Raw genomic sequence first — 24,366 nt, 5'->3', positions numbered from 1 at the left:
GCGGTCAGCTCCGCCGGCGGGCCGCCAGCGCCTCCTTGAGCCTCGGCAGGCGGGTGCGCAGCACGTGCACCGCGGCCTGCCGGGCCCGGACCGAACCGGCCCGGGCGGCGGCCGCCGGGGCCGGCCCGCGCGGGCCGAACAGCAGCCGCTGGTTGGGCAGCCGGTCCGGCCGCCAGCGCTGCTTGTACGGCTCCTGGCCGCGCAGCAGGCTGAGCACCGGGATGCCCGCGCCGACCGTCTCGTCCAGCGCCGCGCCGAACAGCAGGCCGGCGATGTCCAGCCGCTCCCGCAGCTCCGGGTGCGCGCCGTACAGGTAGAGACCGCCGAAGGACGGGCAGAGCAGCAGCAGGTTCACCGCGACCAGCTCGCCGTCGAGCCAGTACTGGTGGACGGCGGCGCGGCCGGTGGCGACCAGACCGGTGGTGGACTCGACCAGGTGCCGGGCGAACCGCTCGGTGCGGTGCTCCGCCGTGACCCCCCGCTCCCGCCACTGCAGGAAGTGCAGCCTGAGCAGACCCGCCACGGCCTCGGGCACCTCCTCCGGGGGCGTCGGGCGGACCTCGACCCCGGCCTCCGCGATCTTGCGGAGCTTCACCCGGCTGCGCTGGGCGGTCTTGCCGGGCACCCGCTTGAGCAGCTCCTCCATCGGGACGGCCGGCAGGTACTGGCAGAGCGAGTCGGCGAACCGGCTCCGGCGGCCGCGCCACTGCTCGAAGACCCGCTGGACGGCCGCCTCGGGGCGCACCTCGCGCAGCTCCAGGGTGTGCCAGGGGCGGGTGAGCGGGAGGGCGGCGGCGAACTCGGCGGCGGCCCGGTCCGCGCAGGAGTCGTCGAGCAGGATGTCGGTGAAGTCGATCAGCCCGTCGCCGAGGCCGCTCAGCCCGCCGAGCGGGCCGCGGCGCCGCCGGAACGCTCCGGCGCCGACCAGCCGGCCGTTGCGGCGGACCAGCAGCACCAGCAGCTCGCCCGGGCGGCCGTACTGGCGCCACCAGGAGCGCTGCCAGACGGCGGCCTGGAAGAAGGTGGCCGTCCGGCAGCGGGTGACCAGGTCGTCCCACTCCTCGGTGAGGAGGTCGAGGGCGTCGTCCTCGCGGCGCAGTTCGGTGGTCCAGCGGGGTGCGCCGGCCTGGGTGGGCAGGCCGGCGGTGACCGGCGCCTCGGTGCTCATCGGCTGCTCCCGGCGGCGCTCTTCTCCTGGGCCGGGGCCTTCCCGGCCGGGGCCTTCTCCGCAGGCGCCGCCCCGGCGGCGGGCTGCTCCGCCGGGGTCTCCTCGGCGCGCGGGCGCGGGGCGGTCGGCGCGGGCTCCGCGCCGGGCCCGGCGGCGGCCGGCGCGGGCCCGGTGTCCCGGCGGCGGGTCATCATCACCAGCGCGCCGATCAGCACCCCGGCGGCGGCACCGACCGCGACGTCCAGCTGCGCGGACGGGGTGGTCGGCTTGTCCGGCTCGGCGGCGGGGGCCAGCGGGACCAGCCGGACGCCGGTCTCCTTGCTGCTGGTGTTGGCGAAGGCCACCAGCGAGCGGGCCACCGCGTCGGCGGCCTGGACCGCCTCCAGCGGCCGCGCGCCGGTACCGGTGATCTCGATCATCGGGGCGTCCGGGGAGGTGGTGCCGTGCACCAGGGCCTCCAGCTCCGCGCGGCTGTGCCCGGTCTCGGCCGCGGCCGCCGCGAGCACCTGGGGCTGGCCGGCCAGCCGGCCGTACGCCTGGGCGAAGTTCACCGCGGTGACGCTCTCCCCCTGGGTCTGCGGCACCACGATCACATAGGAGTTGGCGGCGTACGAGGGGTGGGCGACGACGGCGTACCCGGCACCGGCGGCGGCGCCCAGCGGCACCGCGAGGACCACCGGCCACCAGCGGCGGGCCAGGCTGCGGACGCTTCGGCGCGGTTCGGACATGGGGTCCTCCTTGGATATGGGGGCCGCCCGGCCGGCGGCCCGGGGGTTCGGCGGCTGCCGGCGGCTCAAGCGGGTGCCAGGCGGTCGTAGAGGGCGCCGAGGTCGGCGGCCACCCGGACGATGTCGTAGTGGCCGACCGCCGGGGGCCGGGGCAGCGGCTCGGTGCTGTGGTCGTTGAGGTGGCGCAGCTCGCGCAGTGCCGCGGTGTAGGCGGCGGCCTCCGAGGGGATCCGGCGGGCCTGCGGGGCGGCGGTGGGTGGGAGTTCGTCCAGGGCCGGGCAGGCGCTGTGGCGGACCGGCAGGCCGGCCGCGAGGCCCTCCAGGACACCGAGGCCGAAGGTCTCCTCGGTCGAGGGGGCGGCCAGCACGTCCAGCGCGGCGAGCAGGTCGGGGACGTCGTCGCGCTCGCCGGTCAGCACCAGGCGGTCCCGGACGCCGAGTTCGGCGGCCCGGCGCTCCAGGGCGGCGCGCTCGGGGCCCTCGCCGACCAGCACCAGCCGGGCGGCCGGGTCGAGGTCGGCGAGCGCCTCCAGCAGGACGTGGAAGCGCTTGCCGGGCACCAGCCGGCCGACCCCGCCGACCACCCAGCCGGCCTGCGGGAGGCCGAGGTCGGCGCGCAGCCGGTGCCGGGCGGCGGCCCGGTCGGCGTCGGGGCGGCGGTAGCGGGCGGTGTCGATGCCGTTGGGGATCAGCTCGACCCGGGCCGGCGGCACCCCCCAGGCGTGCAGGGTCTGGGCGACCTGCCGGGAGACCGCGACGGTGGTGGTGCCCAGGCGTTCGGCCGCCAGGTAGAGCCCCTTGACGCCGCGGGTGACGGGGCGGCCCTCGATCACCCCCGCGTGCAGGGAGTGCTCGGTGGCCACCACCGCCCGCACCCCGGCGAGCCGGGCGGCCAGGCGCCCGTACAGGCCGGCCCGGTAGAGGTGGGTGTGCACGAGGTCGTAGCGGCCGGACCGGATCAGCCGGACCAGCCGGGGCAGCGCGCCGACGTCCCGGTTGCCGCGCATCGCGAGGTGGTGGACGGTGACGCCCTCGGCGCGCAGCGCTGCGGCCACCGTGCCGGGGTTGGTCAGCGCGACCACCTCGCAGTGCTGGTGCGCGGGCAGGTGCCGCAGCAGCAGTTGCAGTTGCCGCTCGGCGCCGCCGGAGGCGAGACCGGTGACGATGTGCAGCACCCTCACCGGCCGGCCCCCCGGCGGGCCGCCCGCTCCCCTCCGGGTCGCTCGGGTCCGCTGCCGGCCCTGGCGCCCGCGCCACCCTGCCGTTCCTCGCCCTCGGCGGCGACGCGCCGCTGACGTCCGGGGCGGGCCGCGAGGCGGCTGCGGCGCAGCTCGGTGACGGTGTCGCGCAGGCGGTGCCGGCCGCGCTTGGCGCGCAGTCGCCAGGCGCCGTCGCGGTCGCCGACGTAGCAGCGGGGCAGCGCGTAGCGGCCGGTGAGCGGGGAGTGCGCGATGGCGCAGGCGTAGTCGTAGCCGGCGTCGCGGACGGCCAGGGTGGCGGGCAGGTCGACGGCGCCGTAGGGGTAGCAGAAGCCGGTGACCGGGCCGCCGACGACCTCCTCCAGGGCCCGCCGGCTCTCCCTGGTCTGGGTGGCGAGCGCCTCGGCGGGCAGCCCCGGCAGGGCCTGGTGGCCGAGCCCGTGCGAGCCGATCTCCCAGCCGGCGGCGGCGAGTTCGGTGACCTCCTGGACGGTCAGCAGCTTCTTGCGCGGGCCCTTCACGTCCCAGTCGTTGGCCCGGCCGAGCAGGTCGGCGACCACGTAGGCGGTCGCGGTGAAGCCGTACGCCTGGAGGATCGGTACGGCGAAGCGGCCGAAGTCGGCGTACCCGTCGTCGAAGGTCAGGCCGACCAGGTTGTCCGCCCGGCCGCCGGCCCGGGCCCGCATCAGCTCGCGGACCGAGACGCCGCGCTGACCGCGCCGGTGGAGCCAGGCGATCTGTTCGGCGAACCGCTCGGGGCTGACGGTCAGCTGGTACGGGTCGTCCTCCTCGACGGCCACCGAGTGGTACATCAGGATCCACGGCGAGGTGCTCTCCGGAGCGGGCGCCCGGGTGGCCGGGCGGCGGCTCCGGGGCAGCCGTGCCTCCGGGCGGTGGGCACCGTCACGCGGCGCCCCGCTCCGCGGACCGGCTGCCGTCGGTGTGCCGGAGCGGCGTGCGCCCGACAGCACCGACCGAGCGGATCCCCGTTCAACGTCCATGGGGAGGCTTCCCTTCATCGGCGACGGATGGCGGGCACAGGGCCCGGACGGCGGCGAGGACCGGTCCGCGCACCTCGTGGGCACCGAGACCGGTGCCCAGGGCGGCGAAGGCGAGCGCCACGGTGAGGCCCCCGAGCAGCGTCGAGAGCAGGGGGTCGGCGGGGAGCCCGGCGGCCGGGGTGCCGAGGGCGGCCGCGCCGGCGGCGGCCGCGAGCAGCCGGGCGTGGCCGCCGAGGACCAGCCGCAGGCGCAGCGCGATGCCGCGCAGGACGAGGCCGCGCAGCAGCAGCACCGCGGTGGTGGTGATGCCGGCCGCGTTCCCGGCGGCGAGGCCGAGGGCGCCGAACCGCGGGGTGGCGAGCACGCCGACGGCGACGGTGACGACCAGGCCGAGCACCATGACGGCGGCCGGGTACCAGTCGAGCAGCCGGCGGCCGCGGTCGTCGCTGCGCGGGTCCCCGGCCCGGCGGACCACCGGGCGGAGCGAGAAGTAGGGGCGGATCATCACGCCGATCAGCGCCTGCGCGGGCAGGCCGAAGCTGTAGACCCGGATGACGGCCGCGGTGGCGGCGGTGTCCTGGGCGCCGAACGCGCCGCGCTGGAAGAGCAGGGCGACCACCGAGGGCGCGCAGGCGAGCAGGAAGGCGGTGCCGAACAGGACGACGGCGGCCGCCTGCCCGAGGTCCTTCTCGACCCGGTCGCGGGCGGCGGTGAGATCCCCGGCGGCGAGCGCCCGGGCGACCAGCGGGAACGTGACGGTGCAGATCAGGATGGCCGCCGTCATGGCCAGTTGGGAGACCTTGGCGGCGTAGTTGAGGTGCGAGATGGTGCCGGGCGGCAGCGCGGAGCCGAGGAAGCGCTCGATGAAGACCTGCGCCTGCCGGGTCAGCGTGAAGGCGGCCACCGGCAGCAGGGCGAGCGGGATCAGCACGAGCGCGGGGCGCGCGTACGCGGGCACCTCACGGCCGCCGGGCCGGGCGATGGCCCCGGCGGGGCGGGCGGCCCGCAGCCGGCGCAGGAACGGGGCGACCAGCAGGCCGGCCATCAGCAGGCTGCCGAGGGCGACGCCGACCGCGGCGGAGCGGACCCCCCAGAGCGCGTGGCAGCTGAGCAGGACGCCGAGGATGCCGACGTTGTAGGCGACGTAGATGCCGGCCGGGGCGGTGAAGCGGTGGTGCGCCCGGAGCGCGGCGGCGAGGTAGCCGGCCACACCGAACGGCAGGACTCCGCAGGCGGTGATCCGGGTGCAGGTGACGGCCAGGTCGGGGTTGGCCAGACCGGGGGCGAGCAGGTCGACCAGGTGAGGAGCGCCGAGCGCGACGCCGAGCGAGAGCGCGGTGAGCGCGAGCAGCAGCCAGGGCAGGGTGGCGCGGACCAGTTGGCGGACCGGGTCGGGACCGTCGGGGTGCTCCTCCCGCAGGACCAGGGCCAGGGCGAAGGCGGGCACCATGAGGAAGGACATGGCGTCCTCGATCAGCAGGGGTGCGGCGGTCTCCGGGACGGTCCAGGCGACCAGGAAGGCGTCGGTGCCCTGGTTGGCGCCGAAGTAGCGGGCCAGCAGCAGGTCACGGAGCAGGCCGAGGGCGGAGCCGGCGGCGCTGAGTACCGCGGTGACGCCGAAGGCCTTGGCGAGGAAGCCGCGCCGGGGGGCGGCCGGCGTCCCGGCGGCGGGGGCGGAGCGGGGGGCCGGCAGCGTCGGGGTGAGCGCGGTCGGCCGGTCGGTGGTCATCGGGGGGTCGCCTCCGGGGTGACGCCGCGGGCGGTGCGGGCGGCGAGGCCGAGGACGACGGAGGTCAGCACGGTGGTGGTACCGCCGATGTCCGCGTAGAGGAAGTCGACCAGCACCCAGACCAGCAGCGCGAGCGCGGCGAGGCCGGCGCCGCGGGCGCGGCGGAGGCAGCCGAGCAGCAGGCCGAGGAAGAGGGCGGCGTAGGCGACGATGCCGATCAGCCCCTGCTCGCTGAGGACCAGGAAGTACATGTTGTGCGGGGAGAGCAGCGGCTCGCGCTGGAAGCCGATGGTGGCGTCGGCGGCGTCGCTGCCGGAGGAGAGCCGCAACGGGGCGTGGCTGTCGCGCAGTTGCTGGAAGGCCTTGGGGCCGGCGCCGGTGACCGGGTGGTCCTGCCAGATGCGCCCGGCGGTGGACCAGAGGTCGTAGCGGTCGGACACCGACTGGTCGGGGGCGGCGGAGACGGAGCCGATCGAGCTGATCCGGGCGGTGACGCCGGAGGCGCCGAGGCCGAGCCCGCCGATCAGGACGACGGCGGCGGCCAGGCCGAGGACGGCGCCGCGGACGGCGAGCCGGGCGTCGGCGCGCAGCAGCAGGACGGCGGCGGCGGCGCCGGTGGCGATCCAGCTGCCGCGGCTGAACGAGACGGCGAGCGGGAAGGCCAGGAACGCGGCGGCCGCGTACATCGCGCGGCGCAGCCGGAGGTCGCGTTCACCGAGGGCCAGCGCGAGGGCGGCGAGCAGGCCGTAGCTGACCACGGTGGACATCGCCATGATGTCGAGCGCGCCGAAGGTGCCGACGGCCCTGATCGGCCGGCCGGTGTAGGAGGCGCCCGTCCCGGTGAGGTACTGGTGGGCGCCGACCACGCCCTGGATCAGTGCGGCGGCGACGAACGAGCCGAGCACCAGCCGCTGGTCGGTGCGGTCGCGCAGGGAGCAGAGGACGGCGGCGGGCACCAGGACGAAGACCTGGGTGAGCCGGACGAAGCCGGTGAGGCTGGCGGCCGGGTCGATCGAGCCGACGGTGGCGACGGCGGCGGCGAGCACGATCGCGCCGAACTGCGCGGCGGTGGTCCGGCCGATCGCGGGGGTGCGGCCGCGCAGCAGGCCGGCGGCGGTGACGGCGACCAGGGCCAGCGAGGCGAGGTCGGCGGCGGTGACGTGGACGGCGGCGGTGACGTCCTTCTCACCGGTGGGCACGCAGACCAGCAGCACGGTGGCGGCGGCCAGCAGACTGGGCCGGGCGGCGAGCGCCGTGCGTGCCCGGCGTAACGCCCGGGCGGGGGTCGGGGCGAGATCGAGGGTGAGGGCCACGCTGGTCAGCTTCCGTCCGGGTGGAGCATCAGGGCCGCGGTGCGGCAGAGGATCTTGACGTCCTGCCAGAGGCTCCAGCTCTCGATGTAGCGGTTGTCGAAGCGGGCCCGGTCCTCGATCGAGGTGTCGCCGCGCAGGCCGTTGACCTGGGCGAGGCCGGTGAGGCCGACCGGGACGCGGTGGCGGTCCGCGTACTCGGGGTAGGCCTGGCTGAACCGCATGACGAAGTAGGGGCGCTCGGGGCGCGGGCCGACCAGGCTCATGTCGCCGCGGAAGACGTTCCACAGCTGCGGCAGCTCGTCCAGGGAGCTGCGGCGCATCACCTTGCCGACGGCGCCCATCCGGTGGTCCTGGGCGATGTTCCAGCGGGTCGCCGACTCGTGCTCGTTGCTGGGGCGCAGGGTGCGGAACTTGAGGACGGTGAAGACCCGGCCGTCGAGGCCGGTGCGCTGCTGGCGGAAGAGCACGCCGGGGCCGGTGTCGAAGCGGACGGCGAGCGCGCAGAGGGCGAGCACGGGGGCCAGGGCGAGCAGGCCGAGGCCGGCGGCGGTGACGTCCACGGCGCGCTTGGCGGCCCAGCCCGGGCGGCGCATCGCCGGGCGGTCGACCTTGAGGCAGGGGAAGCCCCAGAGGTGGTCGCCGGCGGTCGAACGGCCGCTCTCCAGCGAGCCGTACTCGCGCAGCGCGGGCACCAGCCAGACCTGGCAGCCGAGCCGGGCGGCGTCGCGCAGGGCGGCGGCGGTCTCCGCCTCGTCGGCGGCGCCGGCGGTGGCCACCACGTGGTGGATCCGGTGGCGGCGGACCTCGCGCTCCAGCACCTCGCGGCCGCCGAGTACGGGCAGGTCGGTGTCGCCGGCCAGCAGCGGCGGGTCGGCGTCGAGGAAACCGACCGGGCGCATGCCGTACTCGCCGCGCTCGCTGAGGGCCGCGGCGACCCGGCGGCCGAGCCGGCCGGCGCCGAGCACCAGCACGGGGCTGGGCCGGCTGCGGCGGATCCGGCGGACCAGGTGGTAGAGCAGGGCGCGGCCGCAGACGGCGAGCAGCAGCTGGCCGCCGAGCAGCATGGTCAGCCGGGCCGGGGTGGCGGGGCCGCAGTCGGGCCAGCGGCCGTCCAGGCAGCCGGCCAGGGTGACGGCGAAGGCGGTGGCGACGACGGCCCGGACGGTCAGCGCGGGGAGTTCGTCGAGGACGGAGAGGGTGAGCCGGGCCCGGTAGAGGCCGCCGGCCAGGTTGAGCAGGAGCAGCAGGGGCAGCAGGGCGGCCACGCCCAGCAGTGGATCGACCCGGACCGCCGGGTCGAGGGCGCGGTTGGCGAGCCCCGTGGCGGTGCACAGGGCGAGGGCGTCGACGGCGACCAGGGCGACGGGCAGGGCGAGCCGGGAGCGGACCGGCCGGCGGTGGCGACGGGACGGCGGGGCGCTGCGGGTCTGGGCGGACCGGGCCGGGCGGTCGAGCAGACCGATGGCGGGCCGGCGCGGGCCGGACAGGGGCCGGCCGGCCCGTGGCACGCTGTCGTGGTCAATGGTCATCAGCGCACGAACTCCCCTGCTGTGTGCCCGGGGTGACGGCGGCCCGGCACCGGTTGGCCCGGGGCGGCCGTCCCGGCCCGGTGGGCGCGGTCCTGACTGCACCTGCTGCCGCTGGCGGCTTTCGGTTTCCTCGCGAATTCCCGGCGTGAAATCGAAATGAAGCAGGCAAAATCAGACAGTACCGAACGTGGGCCTGGATGCTGGAAGTTGACTTGCCATTTCATTCCAGCCGCCCATTAATAGGTATTTCTGATTTCACCCCTCGTCCACAAACCGGTTGAGGGTGCGAATACCGCGGCTCCGCAGCGGAGGGCATTCACGGCATGTGAAACGATCAGATCCGCTCTGGGACACGGGCACGGCGCCGTCCGGCCGCCGGGCCGGCGCCCAATAGATCCCGGTAGAGCGCGTCCACCTGTTCGACCACCGATCGCACGTCATGGCGGGCCACGGCATGGTCACGCAGTCGCGTTCCGCGTCGCTCGCACTCGATCGGATCGGACAATGCTTCGGCCATTCGGGTGGCGAGTGCGGCGGCGTCCTCGGGTGGCACGACGGCAATTTTGCGCTCGGCCGGCGGCAGGCATTCGCGGGCCCCGGGCACATCCGTCAACAGCACCGGACGGCCCGCCGCCATCGCCTCCAGCGGCGCCAGCGCCATCCCCTCCCAGCGCGAGGGCAGCACCACCAGATCGGCCGCCGCCAACCAGGGCCGCGGATCCGCCACCTCCCCGGCCAGCCGCACCCGGGACGGCTCGGCCGACTCCCGGACGGCGGCGGCCAGCCGGGCCTCCTCCGGCCCGGTGCCGACCAGGGCCAGCCGGGCCTGCGGCACCAGGCGCAGCACCTCGGGCCAGGCGTCGAGCAGGACGTCCTGGCCCTTCTGCCGGCTGAGCCGGCCCACGCAGACGGCCAGCGGGGCGTCAAGGTCCAGACCGAGCGCGATCCGGGCGGCCCGGCGCTCGGCGGGCGCGTAGTGACGCACGTCGACGCCGTTGGGCACCACCGCCCAGTCGGCGTGCAGGCCCGCGGCGACGCCGTCGGCCCGCTCCTGGACGCTGACACAGAGCAGGCGGTGCGCCCAGCGGGTCGCGTACCGCTCCCAGCGCAGGGTGGCCGCGGCCAGCGCGCCGTCGACGGCGGCGAACGACCAGGCGTGCGGCTGGAAGACCGTCGGCACCGCCCCCCGGATGGCCAGCCGGCCGGCCAAGCCGGCCTTGGCGCTGTGCAGATGGACCATGTCGGGCGCGGCGGCGCGGACGATCCGGCGCAGCCGCCAGGCCTCGGCGGCGACGGACGGGCCGGGCGAGCGGCGGGCGGGCCAGTCCTGGACCAGCGCGCCGGCGGCGGCGGCCTCCTCGGCCAGCCGCCCCCCGCCCGGGCAGGCGACCAGCACCCGGTGGCCGGCCTCGCGTTGACCGCGAACCAGGTCGACGACGACGCGGGCGACCCCGCCGTCGACGGGCTGCGAAATGTGAAGGATCGTCATATGCACGGCGGCGAGCCTAGGGTGGCTCCGCCGTGCCCGGGGGCCGTCGTCACCCGCAGGTGGCGGCCGTCCACCCGTACGGCTTGCCGGTCGTACGGGTGGGCGAACCCGTCGAATCTTCTTGCTGGCCGGGCGGCCGGCCCGGCGGGGCCCCGGGGCGACCGGTCGCCCCGACGGGCCCGGCCGGCCCGGTGGACCGCGTGGGTCTCAGCGGACCTCGGCGTCCAGGTTGGCCAGCACCTCGTCGTGGATCCGGTTCAGGCCCTTCGGCGCGAAGGTGCGCTCGAAGAAGCCGCCGATCCCGGTCGCGCCCTGCCAGCTGGCCGAGACGGTGACCTTCGACCGGCCCTCGCCGGCCGCGGCGACCGTCCAGGTGATCACCATGCTGGAGTTGGCGTCCTTCTCCACCAGCTGGTCCGGCGCCGGCGCCGAGACGGTGAACAGGCAGTCCCGCACCCGCTTCTCGGTGGCCTGGAGCCTCCAGTGCACCTGGGTGCCCGCTCCGGTGCCGCCGACCCGCACCTCGTACTCGCTGTACTGCGCGGGCAGCAGCTTGGGGCGGGTCACCTGGTAGTCGGCCAGCACCTCGTAGACCCGCTCGGGGGTGGCGTCGTAGACCCGCTCGGTGGTGGCCTGCACCTGTCCCATGACCTTGCTCTCCTCATCTGGACGTCCGGTTTCACCGGCAAGCCAACCACAGGGCACGGCCCGGGGCGGCGCAGGGGCTCGGGGTGGCCCGGGTACGTCCAGCCCGGGTGCGTCCGGCCCCGGGGCGTCCGGCCCCGGACGCTGCGGTGGCTGCCGGTCTCCGCCTTGAGCGCGGCCGGACTGCCGGCCGCGCCGATCGCGATGCAGCCGAGGCAGTCGGCGCCGCCGGCGCGGGCGGTGAAGTCCTCGGCCACCGGGCCGCCGCCGATGGCGTGCGGGCCCAGACAGGACAGGCCGAGGGTGAACACGCCGATCAGCAGACAGTCGACGGCGCAGGACCACGGGTGGGCCGGTGGGTCGTCGTCCAGGTGCGGCGCAGCGTCGCCCGGGCGACGGGCCCGTGCTCCCCCGTCGTTCTCGTCGGCGCTCGTTCCCGCTCGGGTTTTCATTGGAGCCTTACAAGTTCCCTTTCGGAACTCGTAAGGGGGTGCGAGGATGGACCGTCCTGACCGCGAGAGGAGCGACCGTGCTCAAAGAGGTACCCGAGCGGGACGCCACCTGCGCGATCGCCCAGTCGGCGGCCGTCATCGGCGACTGGTGGAGCATCCTGATCGTCCGCGAGTCGGCGCGCGGCCTGCTGCGCTTCGACGAGCTCCAGCACGAGCTGGGCATCTCCCGGAAGGTCCTCGCCGAACGGCTCGGCCACCTGACCGAGGCCGGCGTGCTGACCCGGGTGCCGTACCAGAGCGGCCCGGTGCGCTACGAGTACCGGCTCACCGAGGCCGGGCGGGCGCTGCTGCCGGTCCTGGTCGCGATGCAGGACTGGGCGGACCGCTGGCTGCTCGGCGACGGCGCGCTCTCCGGCTCGGCCGCGCCCGACAGCGCCGAGGCCGCCCGGATGGCGGCGCTGCCCGGCACCCGGCTGCCGGCACTCACCCTGCCCGCGCACACCGGCGGCGAGCTGGACCCGGTCGACCCGGCGGCCGGCGCCACCGTGCTGTTCTGCTACCCCGCCACCGGCCGGCCCGCGCCGCTGCCGGCCGGCTGGGGCGACATCCCCGGCGCGGTCGGCTGCACCCTGGAGAACCGGCTCTTCCGCGAGGCGTACCCCGAGTTCCGCGCGGCCGGCCTGGCACTGCGCGGAGTGTCCACCCAACGGCCAGACGAGCAGCGGGAGTTCGCGGAGGCGGAGGAGATCCCCTTCCCGCTCCTGTCCGACCTGGACGTCCGGCTGGCGGCCGCCCTGCGGCTGCCCACCTTCCACGTCGGCCAGGGCCTGCGGCTGAAGCGGGCGGTCCTCGTCCTGGACCGCGACCGGGTGGTGCGCCGGGTGGCCTTCCCGGTCACCGACATCCCCGCCGCCGTCCGGCAGGCGCTCGCGGACGCCCGTGAGGTGGCACGGGAGTCCCGCTGAACCGGTCGGGCACGGAAGGAGCACGGGTTAGGGTGACCGATGTGCTCGATCAGGTGACAGCAGTGCGCTACGTCGATCCGCTGCGGGCCGGCGGCTCCGTCCCCGGCGTCGTGGAGACCGACGACCTGGGCACCTACGTGGTGAAGTTCATCGGTGCCGCGCAGGGCCGCAAGGCGCTGGTGGCCGAGGTGATCGTCGGCGAACTGGCCCGGCGGCTCGGTCTGCCGGTGCCCGAACTCCGGTTGGTCGACTTCGACCCCGCGGTCGCCGACGCCGAGCCCGACCCCGAGGTCCAGGAGATCCTCCGGGCCAGCCGCGGGCTCAATCTCGGGATGGACCTGCTGCCCGGCGCCCGCGACTTCAGGCCCGGCATGATCCCGGTCGGCCCGGTCGAGGCCGGCCGGGTGGTCTGGCTGGACGCGCTCACCGGCAACGTCGACCGCAGCGTGCACAACCCCAATCTGATGGTCTGGCACGGGAAGCTCTGGCTGATCGACAACGGCGCCGCGCTGGTCTTCCACCACCGCTGGTCCAGTGCCGGGAGTTCGGTCGGCAAGCGCTACGACCTGAGCGCCCACGCCCTCGGCGGCTGCTCCCCCGATGTCGGGCTGGCCGACGCGGAGCTCGGGCCGCTGGTCACCACCGCGCTGCTGACGGAGGTCGTGGCGCTCGTCCCCGACACGTGGCTGGCCGACGAGCCCGGCTTCGACTCGGTGGAGGCGGTGCGGCAGGCCTATGTCGCCCAGCTGGCCGCCCGCGTGGCGCGCTCCCGCGAGTGGCTGCCGGACGGGTTCGCCACGCCCGAGCAGCTGGGCGAGGCCGAGCGCCGGCGCGCCGCCCGGAGCCGGGCCGGCCGGCCCGCGTGGCTCCAGGAGGTGCCGGACCTGCACGGCAAGCCGTCGGTCGAGACCGTCTGGGACCAGCACGTCGAGTGAGGGCCGGGCCGGTCCGGCCCGGGCGGTCGCCGAGCGGCGATGACGGGGTTCGCGCCGGTTCAGCCGATCGCCGGGCCGACCCAGCCGACGTACTCGACGGTCGTCCCGATCAGCAGGCCGAAGCAGTGCAGGGCGAAGAGTGCCGCCCGGTTCACCCGGCGCACCGCCGGGGAGAGCAGCGCCAGGGCCGGCAGCGCCAGGCCGAGCCCCGGGCCGAGGGCCGGCACCAGGGCGAAGCCCGCCGCCGCGGCCGTCGTCCCGCCGGAGGCGAGCCCCATCACGGTGACCGCCAGTGCGCCGCCCACGATCAGCCCCAGCACCGGACCGGCCGCGATCAGCTGAACGATCCCCAGCGCCACCCACGGCCAGGTCCGGTCGCCGCTCGGACGCGCCCGGGGCTGCCGGCCGGTGCAGGTCTCTGCCATGGCGTTCCGCTCCTCGACCAGGGTTGCGCTGGGTGGTGCGGGTCCATTCTGGTGAGCGCGCCGGAGCCGGCACCTGAGTACCGGTACTCAAAAGGGTGGGGAGCGGGACCTGAGTCCCACTCCCCACCCACGGTTCGATCACGTACCGGACTTCCGCGTCAGGCTTCCGCACACGGCTTCAGCGCTGGGCTTCCGCGCCCGGTGACGGCCGGTCAGCGCGTCAGCGCCACCACTGGACCGCCTTCTCGGCGTTGATGATGCCCGCGCCGTAGAAGCCGTTGTCGTCCGCGCCGCCCTCGCAGGTGGCGGTCCACTCGCCGGCGCCGCCCGGGTTGTACGGGCCCGACGGGCAGGCGTGCGACTCGGCCTGGTTGGTCAGCAGCTCGGTCAGCTCCTCCGGGCTCGCCCACGGGAAGGTGCTGGCGAGCAGCGCCAGGACGCCGGCGGCGTGCGGGGAGGCCATCGAGGTGCCCTGCATGTAACCGTAACGGCCACCGGGGATGGTGGAGAGGGTGCGGCCGTTCTGGTCCGGGGTGTTCGGGATCTGGTAGCGGCGGTCGCCACCGGGGGCGGCCACCGTGACCTTGCCCTTGCCGTAGCTGGAGTAGTACGCCTTGTCGCCGTTGACGCCCACCGAGGAGACCGAGACCACGCCGTCCAGCTCGGTCGGCAGGTTCAGGCAGTCCTGGGTGATCGGGCGGCTGCCCGGGGTGGTGTCGTCCGGGCTGCTGACGTCAACGGTCTTGTGGGCGAGGTCGATGTTCTCGTTGCCCGCCGCGGCCACGTTGAGGACGCCCTTGCGCTGCGAGAACTCGACCGCGCGGCGCACCGCGGTGGTGATCGCCGCCTGGTCGGCGTCGTTCTGGCAGTTGAACATCCACGGGTCGACGTAGTAGCTGTTGTTGGTCACCTTGAACTTGTGCTCACCGGCCCAGACGAAGCCGCAGATCGCGTACTCCGGGTAGATGAAGCCACCGTCGTCGACGACCTTGACCGCGGCCAGCTTGACGTTCGGGGCTATGCCCTCGATGCCCTTGCCGTTCTTGGCGGCGGCGATGGTGCCGGCCACGTGGGTGCCGTGGTCACCGTCGGGGCCCGGCTGCCAGGCGGCCCAGTCGGTGTTCGGCTTGCCGCCGTCGATGCAGGAGACCGACTGCGAGGCGTCGACGTTGGCGGCCAGGTCCTCGTGGGTGCCGTCGATGCCGGAGTCCAGCACGCCGACGGTCACGTTGCGGCTGCCCAGGGAGAGCTTGTGGGCCTTGTCCACGCCGATCTGACGCATGTCCCACTGGTTGGCCCAGTAGGGCTCCTGGCCGGCCGGGGCGGCGGCGGCCGGCTCGGCGGCGACCTCGGCCTTCTGCGTCTCGGCGGCCGTGATGCCCTTGGTGCGGCTGGCGCCGACCGACTGGACGCCCTTCGCCTTCCGCAGCTTGGCGGCGAACTGGGTGTCGGTCGACCGGGCGATCACCACGCCGATCTGCTCGTAGGAGTAGACGACGCTGCCGCCGAGGGTCGTGACGGCCTTCTCGACCTTCTGCACCTGGCCGTGGTTGGCCTGGGTGTTGACGACGTAGCTCAGCAGCGGCCCGGTCGTCGGCTCGGCCCCGGTGGCCGCGACGGCGGTACCGGCGGGCAGCGCCAGGGCACCGGCCGCGGCAAGGGCGACGCCCACCGCGGCGTACCGGGTCCGGCTGATCCGAGGAACACTCATAGGGGTTGGCCCTCCCGAGTCGTCGTGCAGCTGCGGATGGCAGGTGCAGTGGAATGATCGGGACGCTAGTGAACATGCGTTGCAATCCGCAAGAGGTCGTCATCTAATCGACACCGTTCGGCCACTTCCGAGGGTTGCGGTTCCGGCGTTGCCGACCCGGCGTCAATCCATACGGTGAATATCCGGACCGCGCGTTCTTTCCCCCGGCCGGGCGTGGACGATCCACCATTTCCGGCCCTCGGGCGGCGATCCGCACGGCCGTGCGGACGGCCGCGACAGGTCTCAGCGGGCCTCGGCGGGTGTCAGCGGACCTCAGTGGGCCTCGGGGGCTGCGCCACCCCCCGGCCCGGCCCGGGCCTGCGGCGCCGCTGTCCACCGCTCAGAGCCGGTACAGACGGCGGGCGTTGTCGGCGGCCACCTGCCGGGCCAGGCGCCGCGCGTCGGCCGCCGAGCAGGCGCCGTCCGCCCGCCAGCCGTCCAGCAGGGTACCCAGACCGTGCCGGAACTGGGCCGCGCCGACCAGGTACAGTTCCGGCAGCCCGTAGGCGTCGGTGGAGAAGAGCAGCTTGCCGAACGGCGCCAGCTCCAGCATCTCGCCGAGCACCGCGGCCACCCGGGGGCCGACGTAGGAGGCCGTCAGCCCGAGGTCGGTGTAGACCTGCGGGAAGGCCTGGGCCAGCCAGGCCGCCTGCCGGTGGTAGGGGTAGCCGTGCAGGAGCACCAGCGGTACACCGCTCGGTTCGGCGGCCCGGACGAAGTCGGTGAGCAGTGACGGGTCGGCCCGGTGCAGGGTGAGATCCGGATCGCCGAAGCCGGTGTGCAGTTGGAGCGGCAGGCCGAACTCGGCGCAGACGTCCACCGCCGTCCAGAGCAGGTGGTGCAGCAGCACGGGGTGCGTCAGCCGGCCGTGCCCGGCCCGCAGCCGCTCCCCCGCGGCGGCCGTCACCGCCGTCGGCGAGGGCCGCTCGGCCGGCACCGCCAGTCCGTTCCGGTAGGCCAGGACCGACTTGACCGCCACCGCGCCGGTGGCCGCCGCGGCCAACGCCTCGCGGACGAGGAGCGGCCAGGCCCCGGCCGGTGCCGCCACCGTCTCGGCGACGGACTCCAACCGGACCACCTCCCGCACCCGGACTCCGGCCGCCTCGGCGAACTCGCCGAGCGGCAGCAGCGGGTGGCCGGCCGCCGTGGCCAGACCGGTGTCGACCAGGCAGGTGTCCAGCGCGGCGGCCGCCAGCAGCCGCCGGGTGGCTTCGGCGGCGCCCAGCTCGGCCCGCCGGGCCAGGTAGTCGGCGGCGGGGGCGTGCGCGGGCAGCCCGAGCGCGGGCGGGCACCAGCGCCGCACCGCGAGGCCGAGCGCGCTGTCGAACGGCGAGGTGCCGGGCGCGGGCGGGCGGTCGGACTCGGTGAGCAGCCCGGCCAGGGCGTCGTCGGCGAGGTCGGCCGCCACCACACTGTGGCAGTGGTGGTCGACCAGCGCCGGAACGTCCAGCGAGCGCACCGGTCAGTACCGCCAGCGGGTGGCCGCGACCAGGTGCTCCGGGGTGGCCGAGGCGTACTGCTCGCTCTCGGCGCGGCGGACGGCCAGCACCGCCTCGTACAGCGGCTCGCCGAGCGCCTCGCGGAGCACCGCGGACTTCTGGTAGGCCGCGAGCGCGTCCGCCGGGCCGGCCGGCAGCCGGGGCACCGTACCGGGCGCGGCCTCGGCCGGATCGCCGGTGAACTCCGGCGGCAGCGCGAGCCGTTGGTCCAACCCGGCGAGGCCGGCGGCGAGCACCGCGCCGACCGCGAGGTACGGGTTGGCGGTGGCGTCGAAGCACTTGATCTCGGCGTTGGCCGCGGTGGCGCGCTCCCCCGAGGAGCCGGTGACCAGCCGCAGCGCCGCCTCCCGGTTCTCCAGGCCCCAGCACTGGTAGGCACCGGCCCAGTGCGAGGGCACCAGCCGCAGGTACCCGGCCGGGCTGGACGAGCCGAGCACCAGCAGCTCGGGCAGCGCGCCCAGCACCCCGGCGAGGAAGCCCTCCGCGTCGGCCGTCAGCCCGTGCGGGCCGGCTCCGCCGCGGGCGAGGTTCTGCCCGTCCCGCCAGAGGCTGAGGTGGAGGTGGCCGCCGTTGCCGACCGAACCGACCTCGACCACCGGGGCGAAGGAGACCCGCAGGCCGTGCCGGGCCGAGACGGCGCGGATGGTCTGGCGGATCAGCACCGAGGTGTCGGCGGCCTCCACCGGCCCCTCCGGGGCGACCGACACCTCGAACTGGCCCGGGGCGTACTCGGGGTGGATCTGCAGCACCGCGAGACCCTGCGCCCCGAGGGCGCGCAGCACCTCGCGCAGGTAGTCCGAGAGGTCGGTCAGGCGGTGCATGCCGTAGGCCGGGCCCTCCGTCGGGTAGCGCGGCTCCTCCTGCGCCGGCCCGGCGAGCGCGACCACCCACTCGACCTCGATACCGGCCTTGACGGCGATCCCGCGCTCGGCCGCGGCCGCCGTCATCCGGCGGGCGAACAACCGCTGGCAGCCCGGGTGCGGGGCGCCGGACTGGGTGTACCGCTCGCCCGGCGACCAGGCCCAGCCCGGCTGGGCGGCCAGCGGGACCACCCGGTCGAGGTCCGGGTAGAGCCGGAGGTCTCCGGTGGGGCCGCCGATCAGGCGGCTGGTGACGATCGTGTCGTCGGCCAGGAAGACGTCGAAGCAGGGCGCCGCGCCGACGCCCCACTGCGCGGCGTGCACCAGCCCGTCCAGCGGCACGGCCTTGACCCGGGTGACGCCCGCGTTGTCCACCCAGGTGACGGCCACCGCCTCGACCCCGGCCGGGCGCAACCGCTCGACCACCGCCTGGGCCCGTTCGCCGCGCTCGGCGCGCGGCGGCAGGGTGGCGGTGCCCCGGGGCCCGGCCGGCCGGTCCGGCCCGGCGGCGGGCCCGGCGGCGGGCCCGGAGCCGCCGTCGGGAGCGGCCCCGGACGCGGCGCCGGGGGTGGGCTCGGACGAGTCGGCGAGGCCGGCGGACGGGACGGTTCCGGTGCTCATGCGCCCATGCTGTCCTGCCCGCCGACCAGGGGGAATTCCCCTATCGGGTGGTTCGTGCGGACGTCTGTCCGCCCGTTCACTCCTCCGGGTTGAACAGGGCCACCACGTCCCCCGCGGTGAGCCGCTCCAGGGTGCCCGGCGCCGCGTCCAGCGGGCCGGGGTAGAGCCGGTACAGCGCGCCGGAGACCTCGGCCGGCGCGGGCAGGTCGGCGTGCACCAGCGCGGTGAACACCCGTCGCCGGTCGAGCCGGCCGGCCAGCGCGCGGGCGGTGTCCCCGGCCGGGCCGGTCTCCGTGGCGTCCGGTGCGCGCCGGTCGCGCAGCCGGGCGGCGAAGGCGGCCACCGGCTCGGCCGCCGCCCGGCGGTAGGAGCTGACCACGCCGCCGGCGCGGTCGCGGACCAGCACCTCGTCGGTGCGGGCGGCGGCGCAGGCGCAGGCGAGGTCCCAGAGCGGCGCGCGGGAGCCCTCGGCGAAGTGCTCCGCGACGTCCGCGGCGAGGGTGCCGATCCGGTCCCGGTGCCGCCAGACGTTGTGGAAGCCGCCGGAGGCACTGGTGTTGAGGTCGGTCCAGGTGTAGTCGCGCCGCGCCAGGTCGACGATCATCGGCACGCAGACCTTGGCGTCCCCGCTCAGGTCGAGCCGCTGCCGGACGGCCTCCGGGTGGAACCGGCCGCCGCCGCGGCGGCGGGCCGTGCCTTCGTCCAGCTCCACGGGTCCGGCTCGCCCGGCGCCGCGCCGCCCGGGACGGCGACCGTCCCGTGCCGCCTCAGCAGCAGCGCGTCCAGGGCGGTCTCGGGCGTGGTGGTGGTCTGCTTCTTCACTGGTCGGTCCCCCGGAGATATGACGAAGCGGGGGCGGAGAGTGGGCGCACTCGGTTCATTTGCAGTGAGTGAGAAGGAAGCACGCCGCGGAGCCGCCCCCGCACCGCCCACCCTGGCCGGGGCCGGCGGCGGCGCCGAGCGGATTTCCGCGGTCCGGCGGCGCTCGCGGTTCCGGCCCGGCGGCGCTGTGCGGGAGTTGCGAAAGGCCGCGCCCACCCCCTTCCTACTGGCCAGTAGCTTCGCTACAGTGTCCGCACGCACCACCGTCGGGCTTCGGGAGCCGCACCGACGGGGTCGTCGGCCGGCGCGCGTGATCGCGCGGAACGGGCCGGCGCCGGGCGGTGCGTCTTCACCGGTCGGTGCCGCACTCGCGGCGGGCCGGATTCTCTCCTCGTATCAGAGCCGCTTCCTTCACCTTGAGCGCCTGAGTACCACGGCACACCCGCAGCACGGCCGGAGCGGACCGGCGGCTGCGCCGGTGCGCCGCAACCGTCATCTCCCCAGCCCCCGCGCGCGGACCCTCCTCCGGCGGCGCGTCCGCCGGAGCGCGCGCGGGCCCTTATGACAAGGAGTCAGGACAGATGGAGCGTCCCTTTCCCACGGTCGCCGTGGTCGGCCTCGGCACGATGGGTGCCGGCGTCGCGGTGGCGGTCGCGCAGAGCGGCCGCCGGGTGATCGGCATCGAGGCCAACGAGGACTCCGCCGCCCGGGCACTGGCCCGGATCGAGGAGGCGACGGCGCACGCCGTCGCCCGGGAGCGGATCACCGCCGAGGACCGGGCCGCGCTGCTCGCGCGGATCTCGGTGGGCCACGCGCTCGACGCCGCCGCCGCGGCGGACCTGGTGATCGAGGAGGTCCCCGAGCAGCTGGAGCTGAAGCGGGAGCTGTTCGCCGAACTGGACCGGATCTGCCCGCCCGGGACGGTCCTGGCCACCGGCACCACCGCGCTGTCGGTGACCCGGATCGCCGCCGCCACCGCGCGCCCCGAACGCGTGCTGGGCCTGCACTTCTTCAACCCGGTGCACACCATGAAGCTGGTCGAGGTGGTCCGCACCGTGCTGACCGCCCCGCAGGTGGCCGAGGACGCCGCGGCGTTCGCCCGCGCGCTCGGCAAGGAGCCGGTGGCGGCCGGCGACCGGGCCGGCTTCGTGGTGAACGGGCTGCTCTTCGCGTACCTGAACCAGGCCGCCGCGATGTTCGAGTCCAAGTACGCCACCCGCGAGGACATCGACGCCGCGATGCGGCTCGGCTGCGGGCTCCCGATGGGGCCGCTGGCACTGCTCGACCTGATCGGCGTGGACACCGCGCGGACCGTCCTGGAGGCGATGTACGAGCAGTCCCGGGACCGGCTGCACGCGCCCGCGCCGATCCTCGGCCAGCTGGTGGCCGCCGGACTGCTGGGCCGCAAGTCCGGCCGCGGCTTCTACACCTACGAGGCGCCCGGCTCGTCCAGGGTGGTCGACGCCGCCACCGGACCGGCCGGGGCGCGGGGCACCGGCCGGGAGGTGCGCACGGTCGGCGTCTGCGGCTCGGGCACCATGGCCACCGGCATCGTCGAGGTGTTCGCCAAGGCCGGGTACCCGGTGCTGCTGGCCGCCCGCAGCCAGGAGAAGGCCGAGCGGGCCAAGGCGCAGCTGGCCAGGTCACTGGAGCGCTCGGTGGCGAAGGGCCGGCTGACCGGGGAGCAGCGGGACACGGCGCTGGCCCTGGTGACGCCGGTCGGCCGGTACTCCGAGCTGGCCGACGTCGACCTGGTGGTCGAGGCGGTGGCCGAGGACCTCGCGGTCAAGCGTGAGCTGTTCGCCGTCCTGGACAAGATCGTCAAGCCGGGCGCGGTGCTCGCCACCACCACCTCCTCGCTGCCGGTGATCAGCTGCGCGGCGGCCACCTCCCGGCCGCAGGACGTGATCGGCCTGCACTTCTTCAACCCGGCGCCGGCCATGAAGCTGGTCGAGGTGGTCTCCACCGTGCTGACCGCGCCGGACGTCACCGCGACGGCGCTGGAGATCTGCGCGAAGGTGCGCAAGCACCCGGTGGAGTGCGGCGACCGGGCCGGGTTCATCGTGAACGCGCTGCTCTTCCCCTACCTGAACGACGCCGTGCGGATGCTGCAGGAGCACTACGCGACGGTGGACGACATCGACACCGCGATGAAGCTCGGCTGCGGCTACCCGATGGGCCCGTTCGAGCTGCTGGACGTGGTCGGCCTGGACGTCTCGCTGACCATCGAGAAGGTGCTGCACCAGGAGTTCCGCGAGCCGGGCCTGGCGGCGGCGCCGCTGCTGGAGCACCTGGTGGCGGCCGGCTGCCTGGGCCGCAAGACCGGCCGCGGGTTCCGCGACCACGCGCGCCGGTGACCACGCCGTCGGCCGGGGGCGCCGTGCCCCTCGGCGCCGGGCCCGCCGGGCCGGGTCCGTCCGGTCCGGCGCCGGGGCAGCCCGGGTACGGGCCGCCGCGCTCCGGCTGGAGCCCCGGGGCCGCGTCGGCCCGCTGGCCGAGACCGGCCGTGACCGGCCCGGTCGCGCCGGTGCGGCGGGGAAGGCCCGCGGCGCCGGCCCCGGGGGCGTGTAGCGTTCCGGGCATGGATCGGGTTCAGTCAGCCTCCCCCCAGCACTCCGCCGTACCGCGCGGCGCCGACCGGCCCGCCGGGTCCGGCGCCGAGGGGGGTCCGGGCAGCCGTCGGGCGGCCGCGCAGCGCCAGCAGATGCGTCAGGACCTGGCCACGGCCGCCATGGAGCTCTTCGCCTCGCAGGGCTACGAGGAGACCACGGTCGACCAGATCGCCGCGGCGGCCGGGGTGGCCCGGCGGACCTTCTTCCGGTACTTCCGGTCCAAGGAGGAGGCGATCTTCCCGGACCACGACGACACCCTCGTCCGGGTGGCCGACCTGCTGGCCAGTGCCGAGCCCGAGGAGCACCCGCTGGACGTGGTCTGCCGGGGCATCAAGGAGGTGCTGCGGATGTACGCCTCCACCCCCTCGGTCTCGGTCGCCCGGTACCAGCTGATCCGCCAGGTGCCGGCGCTGCGTGAGCGGGAGATCGCCGTGGTGGCCCGGTACGAGCGGCTGTTCACCCGTTACCTGCTGGGCCGGTTCGACACCGGCGGCGAGATCCCCTCGGGCTGGCAGCGGGCCGGCGAGGACGACTCGATGCTGGCCGAGGTGTCGGCGGCGGCGGTCGTGGCGGCCCACAACCACGTGCTGCGGCGCTGGCTGCGGGCCGGCGGCCGGGGTGACGTGGAGGCGCAGCTGGACCACTCCTTCGAGGTCATCCGGCGGACCTTCTGGGCGGCCGCCCCGCCGGGCGTGAGACGGCGGGGGTCCCTGGTGGCACCGGGTGCCAGTGTGACGCCCCTGGAGGGGGCTGCCGCGAGCGCACTGAGTGCCAGCCCCGGAGGTGAGGTACTCATCACAGTGGCCCGGACCGACGCCCCGCTGGACGTCGTGGTGGACAGCATCCGGGCCGCGCTGAGCAGCGCCAGGGAGGCCTGAGCAGCAGCGTTTCCGCAGGTCAAGACGGTCTTGAGGGCCCGCATCGGAGATCCGGTGCGGGCCCTTTCCCTGTCCGCCGACGGGCGCTCGAACGCGGATTTGATTCACCTGAATTGGTGACACCCGGTGTCTTTACGAGTGGCACAGGGTGCCACTACCTTGTTACCCACCAGTCGCGGCGCCGCGGCTCCCCACCTCGGCGCGCCGCCGTCCGGCGCTCCCACACCCCGGGAGCTGTGTCCAGCCAGGTCCACCGCCAGGCCCCTTGCCAGACCCACCAACCACCCATCTCAGCGAAGCCGGTGTCCGCTCCCGGCTCCCCCAGACGCCCTGTGCCCCTCACACAGGTACGCCTTCGGAGGCAGCCATGAAGGAAATCCTCGACGCGATCCTCAGCTCCGACAGCACCGCGGCGGACTTCGCCGCGCTCAAGCTGCCGGAGTCCTACCGGGCGGTGACGCTCCACAAGGACGAGGAGCAGATGTTCGCCGGCCTCGACAGCCGCGACAAGGACCCCCGCAAGTCCCTCCACCTCGACGAGGTCGCCCTGCCCGAGCTGGGCCCGGGCGAGGCGCTGGTCGCCGTCATGGCCAGCGCCGTGAACTACAACACCGTGTGGAGCTCGATCTTCGAGCCGGTCTCCACCTTCGGCTTCCTGGAGCGCTACGGCCGGCTCTCCCCGCTCACCAAGCGCCACGACCTGCCGTACCACGTGCTCGGCTCGGACCTCGCGGGCGTGGTGCTGCGCACCGGCGCCGGGGTCAACGCCTGGAAGCCGGGCGACGAGGTGGTCGCCCACTGCCTCTCGGTCGAGCTGGAGTCCTCCGACGGCCACAACGACACGATGATGGACCCGGAGCAGCGGATCTGGGGCTTCGAGACCAACTTCGGCGGCCTGGCCCAGCTGGCCCTGGTGAAGACCAACCAGCTGATGCCCAAGCCCGCCCACCTGACCTGGGAGGAGGCCGCCTCCCCCGGTCTGGTCAACTCCACCGCCTACCGCCAGCTGGTGTCGCGGAACGGCGCGGGCATGAAGCAGGGCGACAACGTGCTGATCTGGGGGGCCAGCGGCGGCCTCGGCTCGTACGCCACCCAGTACGCGCTGGCCGGCGGCGCCACCCCGATCTGTGTGGTCTCCAACGACCAGAAGGCCGAGATCTGCCGGGCGATGGGCGCCGAGGCGATCATCGACCGCTCCGCCGAGGGGTACAAGTTCTGGAAGGACGAGAACACCCAGGACCCGCGCGAGTGGAAGCGCCTGGGCAGCCGGATCCGCGAGCTGACCGGCGGCGAGGACGTGGACATCGTCTTCGAGCACCCGGGCCGGGAGACCTTCGGCGCCTCGGTGTACGTCACCCGCAAGGGCGGCACCATCGTCACCTGCGCCTCGACCTCCGGCTACATGCACCAGTACGACAACCGCTACCTGTGGATGTCGCTGAAGCGGATCGTCGGCTCGCACTTCGCCAACTACCGCGAGGCCTGGGAGGCCAACCGCCTGGTGGCCAAGGGCAAGATCCACCCGACGGTGTCCAAGGTCTACAGCCTCGACCAGTCCGGCCAGGCCGCGCTCGACGTCCACCAGAACAAGCACCAGGGCAAGGTCGGCGTGCTCTGCCTCGCGCCGTCCGAGGGCCTGGGGGTGCGCAATGCCGAGCTGCGCGAGAAGCACCTGCCGGCGATCAACCTGTTCCGCGAGGCCTCCGAGCGGGCCGAGCAGCCCGGCCGTGACATCTAAGGCGATCC

20 protein-coding genes are annotated in these 24,366 nt (G+C 75.2%); 5 read left to right on the top strand and 15 right to left on the bottom strand.

Features of this window, described 5'->3' with window-relative positions:
• Window positions 1-4: 4 nt before the first annotated feature.
• From ACIQTO_RS31965 to ACIQTO_RS31925, 9 genes are all read right to left on the bottom strand, one after another.
• Window positions 5-1,168: a GNAT family N-acetyltransferase gene (locus ACIQTO_RS31965; RefSeq protein ID WP_402395463.1), complete on the bottom strand. Its 1,164-nt coding sequence runs from the start codon at window positions 1,166-1,168 to the stop codon at window positions 5-7.
• Window positions 1,165-1,896: a Wzz/FepE/Etk N-terminal domain-containing protein gene (locus tag ACIQTO_RS31960; protein WP_402395461.1), complete on the bottom strand. Its 732-nt coding sequence runs from the start codon at window positions 1,894-1,896 to the stop codon at window positions 1,165-1,167. The genes ACIQTO_RS31965 and ACIQTO_RS31960 overlap by 4 nt, the downstream gene beginning before the upstream one ends.
• Before the next feature lie 65 nt (window positions 1,897-1,961).
• A complete protein-coding gene (locus ACIQTO_RS31955) occupies window positions 1,962-3,077 on the bottom strand; it encodes a glycosyltransferase (RefSeq protein ID WP_402395459.1) in 1,116 nt (371 codons plus the stop codon).
• Window positions 3,074-3,907 carry a polysaccharide deacetylase family protein gene (locus ACIQTO_RS31950; protein WP_402395456.1) on the bottom strand — a complete coding sequence of 278 codons (834 nt, stop codon included), beginning with the start codon at window positions 3,905-3,907 and terminating at the stop codon, window positions 3,074-3,076. The genes ACIQTO_RS31955 and ACIQTO_RS31950 overlap by 4 nt, the downstream gene beginning before the upstream one ends.
• A 178-nt stretch (window positions 3,908-4,085) precedes the next feature.
• Window positions 4,086-5,825, bottom strand: coding sequence for a lipid II flippase MurJ (locus ACIQTO_RS31945; RefSeq protein WP_402395453.1), 1,740 nt, complete (start codon window positions 5,823-5,825; stop codon window positions 4,086-4,088).
• Window positions 5,822-7,138, bottom strand: a complete 1,317-nt coding sequence (locus ACIQTO_RS31940) for an O-antigen ligase family protein (RefSeq protein ID WP_402395450.1) — start codon at window positions 7,136-7,138, stop codon at window positions 5,822-5,824. Before ACIQTO_RS31940 ends, ACIQTO_RS31945 begins: the two co-directional genes overlap by 4 nt.
• A 5-nt stretch (window positions 7,139-7,143) precedes the next feature.
• Window positions 7,144-8,667, bottom strand: coding sequence for an exopolysaccharide biosynthesis polyprenyl glycosylphosphotransferase (locus ACIQTO_RS31935; protein ID WP_402395447.1), 1,524 nt, complete (start codon window positions 8,665-8,667; stop codon window positions 7,144-7,146).
• Between the two features lie 334 nt (window positions 8,668-9,001).
• Complete coding sequence (locus tag ACIQTO_RS31930) at window positions 9,002-10,156, bottom strand: glycosyltransferase (protein ID WP_402395446.1); 1,155 nt, start codon at window positions 10,154-10,156, stop codon at window positions 9,002-9,004.
• A gap of 207 nt (window positions 10,157-10,363) precedes the next feature.
• On the bottom strand, window positions 10,364-10,804 hold the full coding sequence (locus ACIQTO_RS31925; RefSeq protein WP_402395443.1) for an SRPBCC family protein: 441 nt from the start codon (window positions 10,802-10,804) through the stop codon (window positions 10,364-10,366).
• Between the two features lie 526 nt (window positions 10,805-11,330).
• On the opposite strand from ACIQTO_RS31925, the gene ACIQTO_RS31920 reads away from it, so the two are divergent.
• Together ACIQTO_RS31920 and ACIQTO_RS31915 are read left to right on the top strand one after the other, a co-directional pair.
• Complete coding sequence (locus ACIQTO_RS31920; RefSeq protein WP_402395441.1) at window positions 11,331-12,218, top strand: winged helix-turn-helix transcriptional regulator; 888 nt, start codon at window positions 11,331-11,333, stop codon at window positions 12,216-12,218.
• Window positions 12,219-12,259: 41 nt separating this feature from the next.
• The gene (locus ACIQTO_RS31915; protein ID WP_402395572.1) at window positions 12,260-13,153 is read left to right on the top strand and encodes a HipA family kinase; all 894 of its coding nucleotides are present in this window, start codon (window positions 12,260-12,262) and stop codon (window positions 13,151-13,153) included.
• Window positions 13,154-13,212: 59 nt separating this feature from the next.
• Here the strand turns inward: ACIQTO_RS31915 and ACIQTO_RS31910 are convergent, their stop codons facing one another.
• The 6 genes from ACIQTO_RS31910 to ACIQTO_RS31885 all read right to left on the bottom strand — a co-directional run bounded on the left by ACIQTO_RS31910 (window position 13,213) and on the right by ACIQTO_RS31885 (window position 19,130).
• Window positions 13,213-13,578 carry a hypothetical protein gene (locus tag ACIQTO_RS31910; RefSeq protein WP_402395438.1) on the bottom strand — a complete coding sequence of 122 codons (366 nt, stop codon included), beginning with the start codon at window positions 13,576-13,578 and terminating at the stop codon, window positions 13,213-13,215.
• A 220-nt stretch (window positions 13,579-13,798) separates the two neighbouring features.
• A complete protein-coding gene (locus ACIQTO_RS31905) occupies window positions 13,799-15,289 on the bottom strand; it encodes a S8 family peptidase (protein WP_402395435.1) in 1,491 nt (496 codons plus the stop codon).
• A gap of 379 nt (window positions 15,290-15,668) precedes the next feature.
• Entirely contained in the window at window positions 15,669-16,787 is a 1,119-nt protein-coding gene (locus ACIQTO_RS31900) for an amidohydrolase family protein (protein WP_402395433.1), read from the bottom strand.
• A gap of 3 nt (window positions 16,788-16,790) precedes the next feature.
• Complete coding sequence (locus ACIQTO_RS31895) at window positions 16,791-18,308, bottom strand: glutamine synthetase (protein WP_402395431.1); 1,518 nt, start codon at window positions 18,306-18,308, stop codon at window positions 16,791-16,793.
• Between the two features lie 76 nt (window positions 18,309-18,384).
• The gene (locus ACIQTO_RS31890; RefSeq protein WP_402395429.1) at window positions 18,385-19,020 is read right to left on the bottom strand and encodes a hypothetical protein; all 636 of its coding nucleotides are present in this window, start codon (window positions 19,018-19,020) and stop codon (window positions 18,385-18,387) included.
• Window positions 18,939-19,130 (bottom strand): hypothetical protein, encoded by a 192-nt coding sequence (locus ACIQTO_RS31885; RefSeq protein ID WP_402395426.1) that lies wholly within the window; start codon window positions 19,128-19,130, stop codon window positions 18,939-18,941. Before ACIQTO_RS31885 ends, ACIQTO_RS31890 begins: the two co-directional genes overlap by 82 nt.
• Window positions 19,131-19,711: 581 nt before the next feature.
• On the opposite strand from ACIQTO_RS31885, the gene ACIQTO_RS31880 reads away from it, so the two are divergent.
• The 3 genes from ACIQTO_RS31880 (at window position 19,712) to ccrA (ending at window position 24,358) form a co-directional block, all read left to right on the top strand.
• A complete protein-coding gene (locus ACIQTO_RS31880) occupies window positions 19,712-21,487 on the top strand; it encodes a 3-hydroxyacyl-CoA dehydrogenase family protein (protein ID WP_402395423.1) in 1,776 nt (591 codons plus the stop codon).
• A 224-nt stretch (window positions 21,488-21,711) separates the two neighbouring features.
• Window positions 21,712-22,620 (top strand): TetR family transcriptional regulator, encoded by a 909-nt coding sequence (locus ACIQTO_RS31875; RefSeq protein WP_402395421.1) that lies wholly within the window; start codon window positions 21,712-21,714, stop codon window positions 22,618-22,620.
• A gap of 367 nt (window positions 22,621-22,987) precedes the next feature.
• Window positions 22,988-24,358, top strand: a complete 1,371-nt coding sequence (gene ccrA, locus ACIQTO_RS31870) for a crotonyl-CoA carboxylase/reductase (protein ID WP_402395418.1) — start codon at window positions 22,988-22,990, stop codon at window positions 24,356-24,358.
• Window positions 24,359-24,366 lie beyond the last annotated feature (8 nt).

It is taken from the genome of Kitasatospora sp. NPDC091207, from assembly GCF_044768625.1.
In the GTDB taxonomy this organism is placed as follows: Bacteria; Actinomycetota; Actinomycetes; order Streptomycetales; family Streptomycetaceae; genus Kitasatospora.
Note: the sequence above shows the minus strand (reverse complement) of the source record. Positions and strands in the feature narration are given on the sequence as shown.

Bases quoted from the DNA above. Each gene is read 5' to 3' on its own strand.
- ACIQTO_RS31930 (WP_402395446.1), bottom strand. From the start codon at position 10,156: ATGACGATCCTTCACATTTCGCAGCCCGTCGACGGCGGGGTCGCCCGC.
- ACIQTO_RS31895 (WP_402395431.1), bottom strand. From the start codon at position 18,308: ATGAGCACCGGAACCGTCCCGTCCGCCGGCCTCGCCGACTCGTCCGAG.
- ACIQTO_RS31925 (WP_402395443.1), bottom strand. From the start codon at position 10,804: ATGGGACAGGTGCAGGCCACCACCGAGCGGGTCTACGACGCCACCCCC.
- ACIQTO_RS31880 (WP_402395423.1), top strand. From the start codon at position 19,712: ATGGAGCGTCCCTTTCCCACGGTCGCCGTGGTCGGCCTCGGCACGATG.
- ACIQTO_RS31910 (WP_402395438.1), bottom strand. From the start codon at position 13,578: ATGGCAGAGACCTGCACCGGCCGGCAGCCCCGGGCGCGTCCGAGCGGC.
- ACIQTO_RS31905 (WP_402395435.1), bottom strand. From the start codon at position 15,289: ATGAGTGTTCCTCGGATCAGCCGGACCCGGTACGCCGCGGTGGGCGTC.
- ACIQTO_RS31965 (WP_402395463.1), bottom strand. From the start codon at position 1,168: ATGAGCACCGAGGCGCCGGTCACCGCCGGCCTGCCCACCCAGGCCGGC.
- ACIQTO_RS31945 (WP_402395453.1), bottom strand. From the start codon at position 5,825: ATGACCACCGACCGGCCGACCGCGCTCACCCCGACGCTGCCGGCCCCC.
- ccrA (WP_402395418.1), top strand. From the start codon at position 22,988: ATGAAGGAAATCCTCGACGCGATCCTCAGCTCCGACAGCACCGCGGCG.
- ACIQTO_RS31935 (WP_402395447.1), bottom strand. From the start codon at position 8,667: ATGACCATTGACCACGACAGCGTGCCACGGGCCGGCCGGCCCCTGTCC.
- ACIQTO_RS31875 (WP_402395421.1), top strand. From the start codon at position 21,712: ATGGATCGGGTTCAGTCAGCCTCCCCCCAGCACTCCGCCGTACCGCGC.
- ACIQTO_RS31960 (WP_402395461.1), bottom strand. From the start codon at position 1,896: ATGTCCGAACCGCGCCGAAGCGTCCGCAGCCTGGCCCGCCGCTGGTGG.
- ACIQTO_RS31950 (WP_402395456.1), bottom strand. From the start codon at position 3,907: ATGTACCACTCGGTGGCCGTCGAGGAGGACGACCCGTACCAGCTGACC.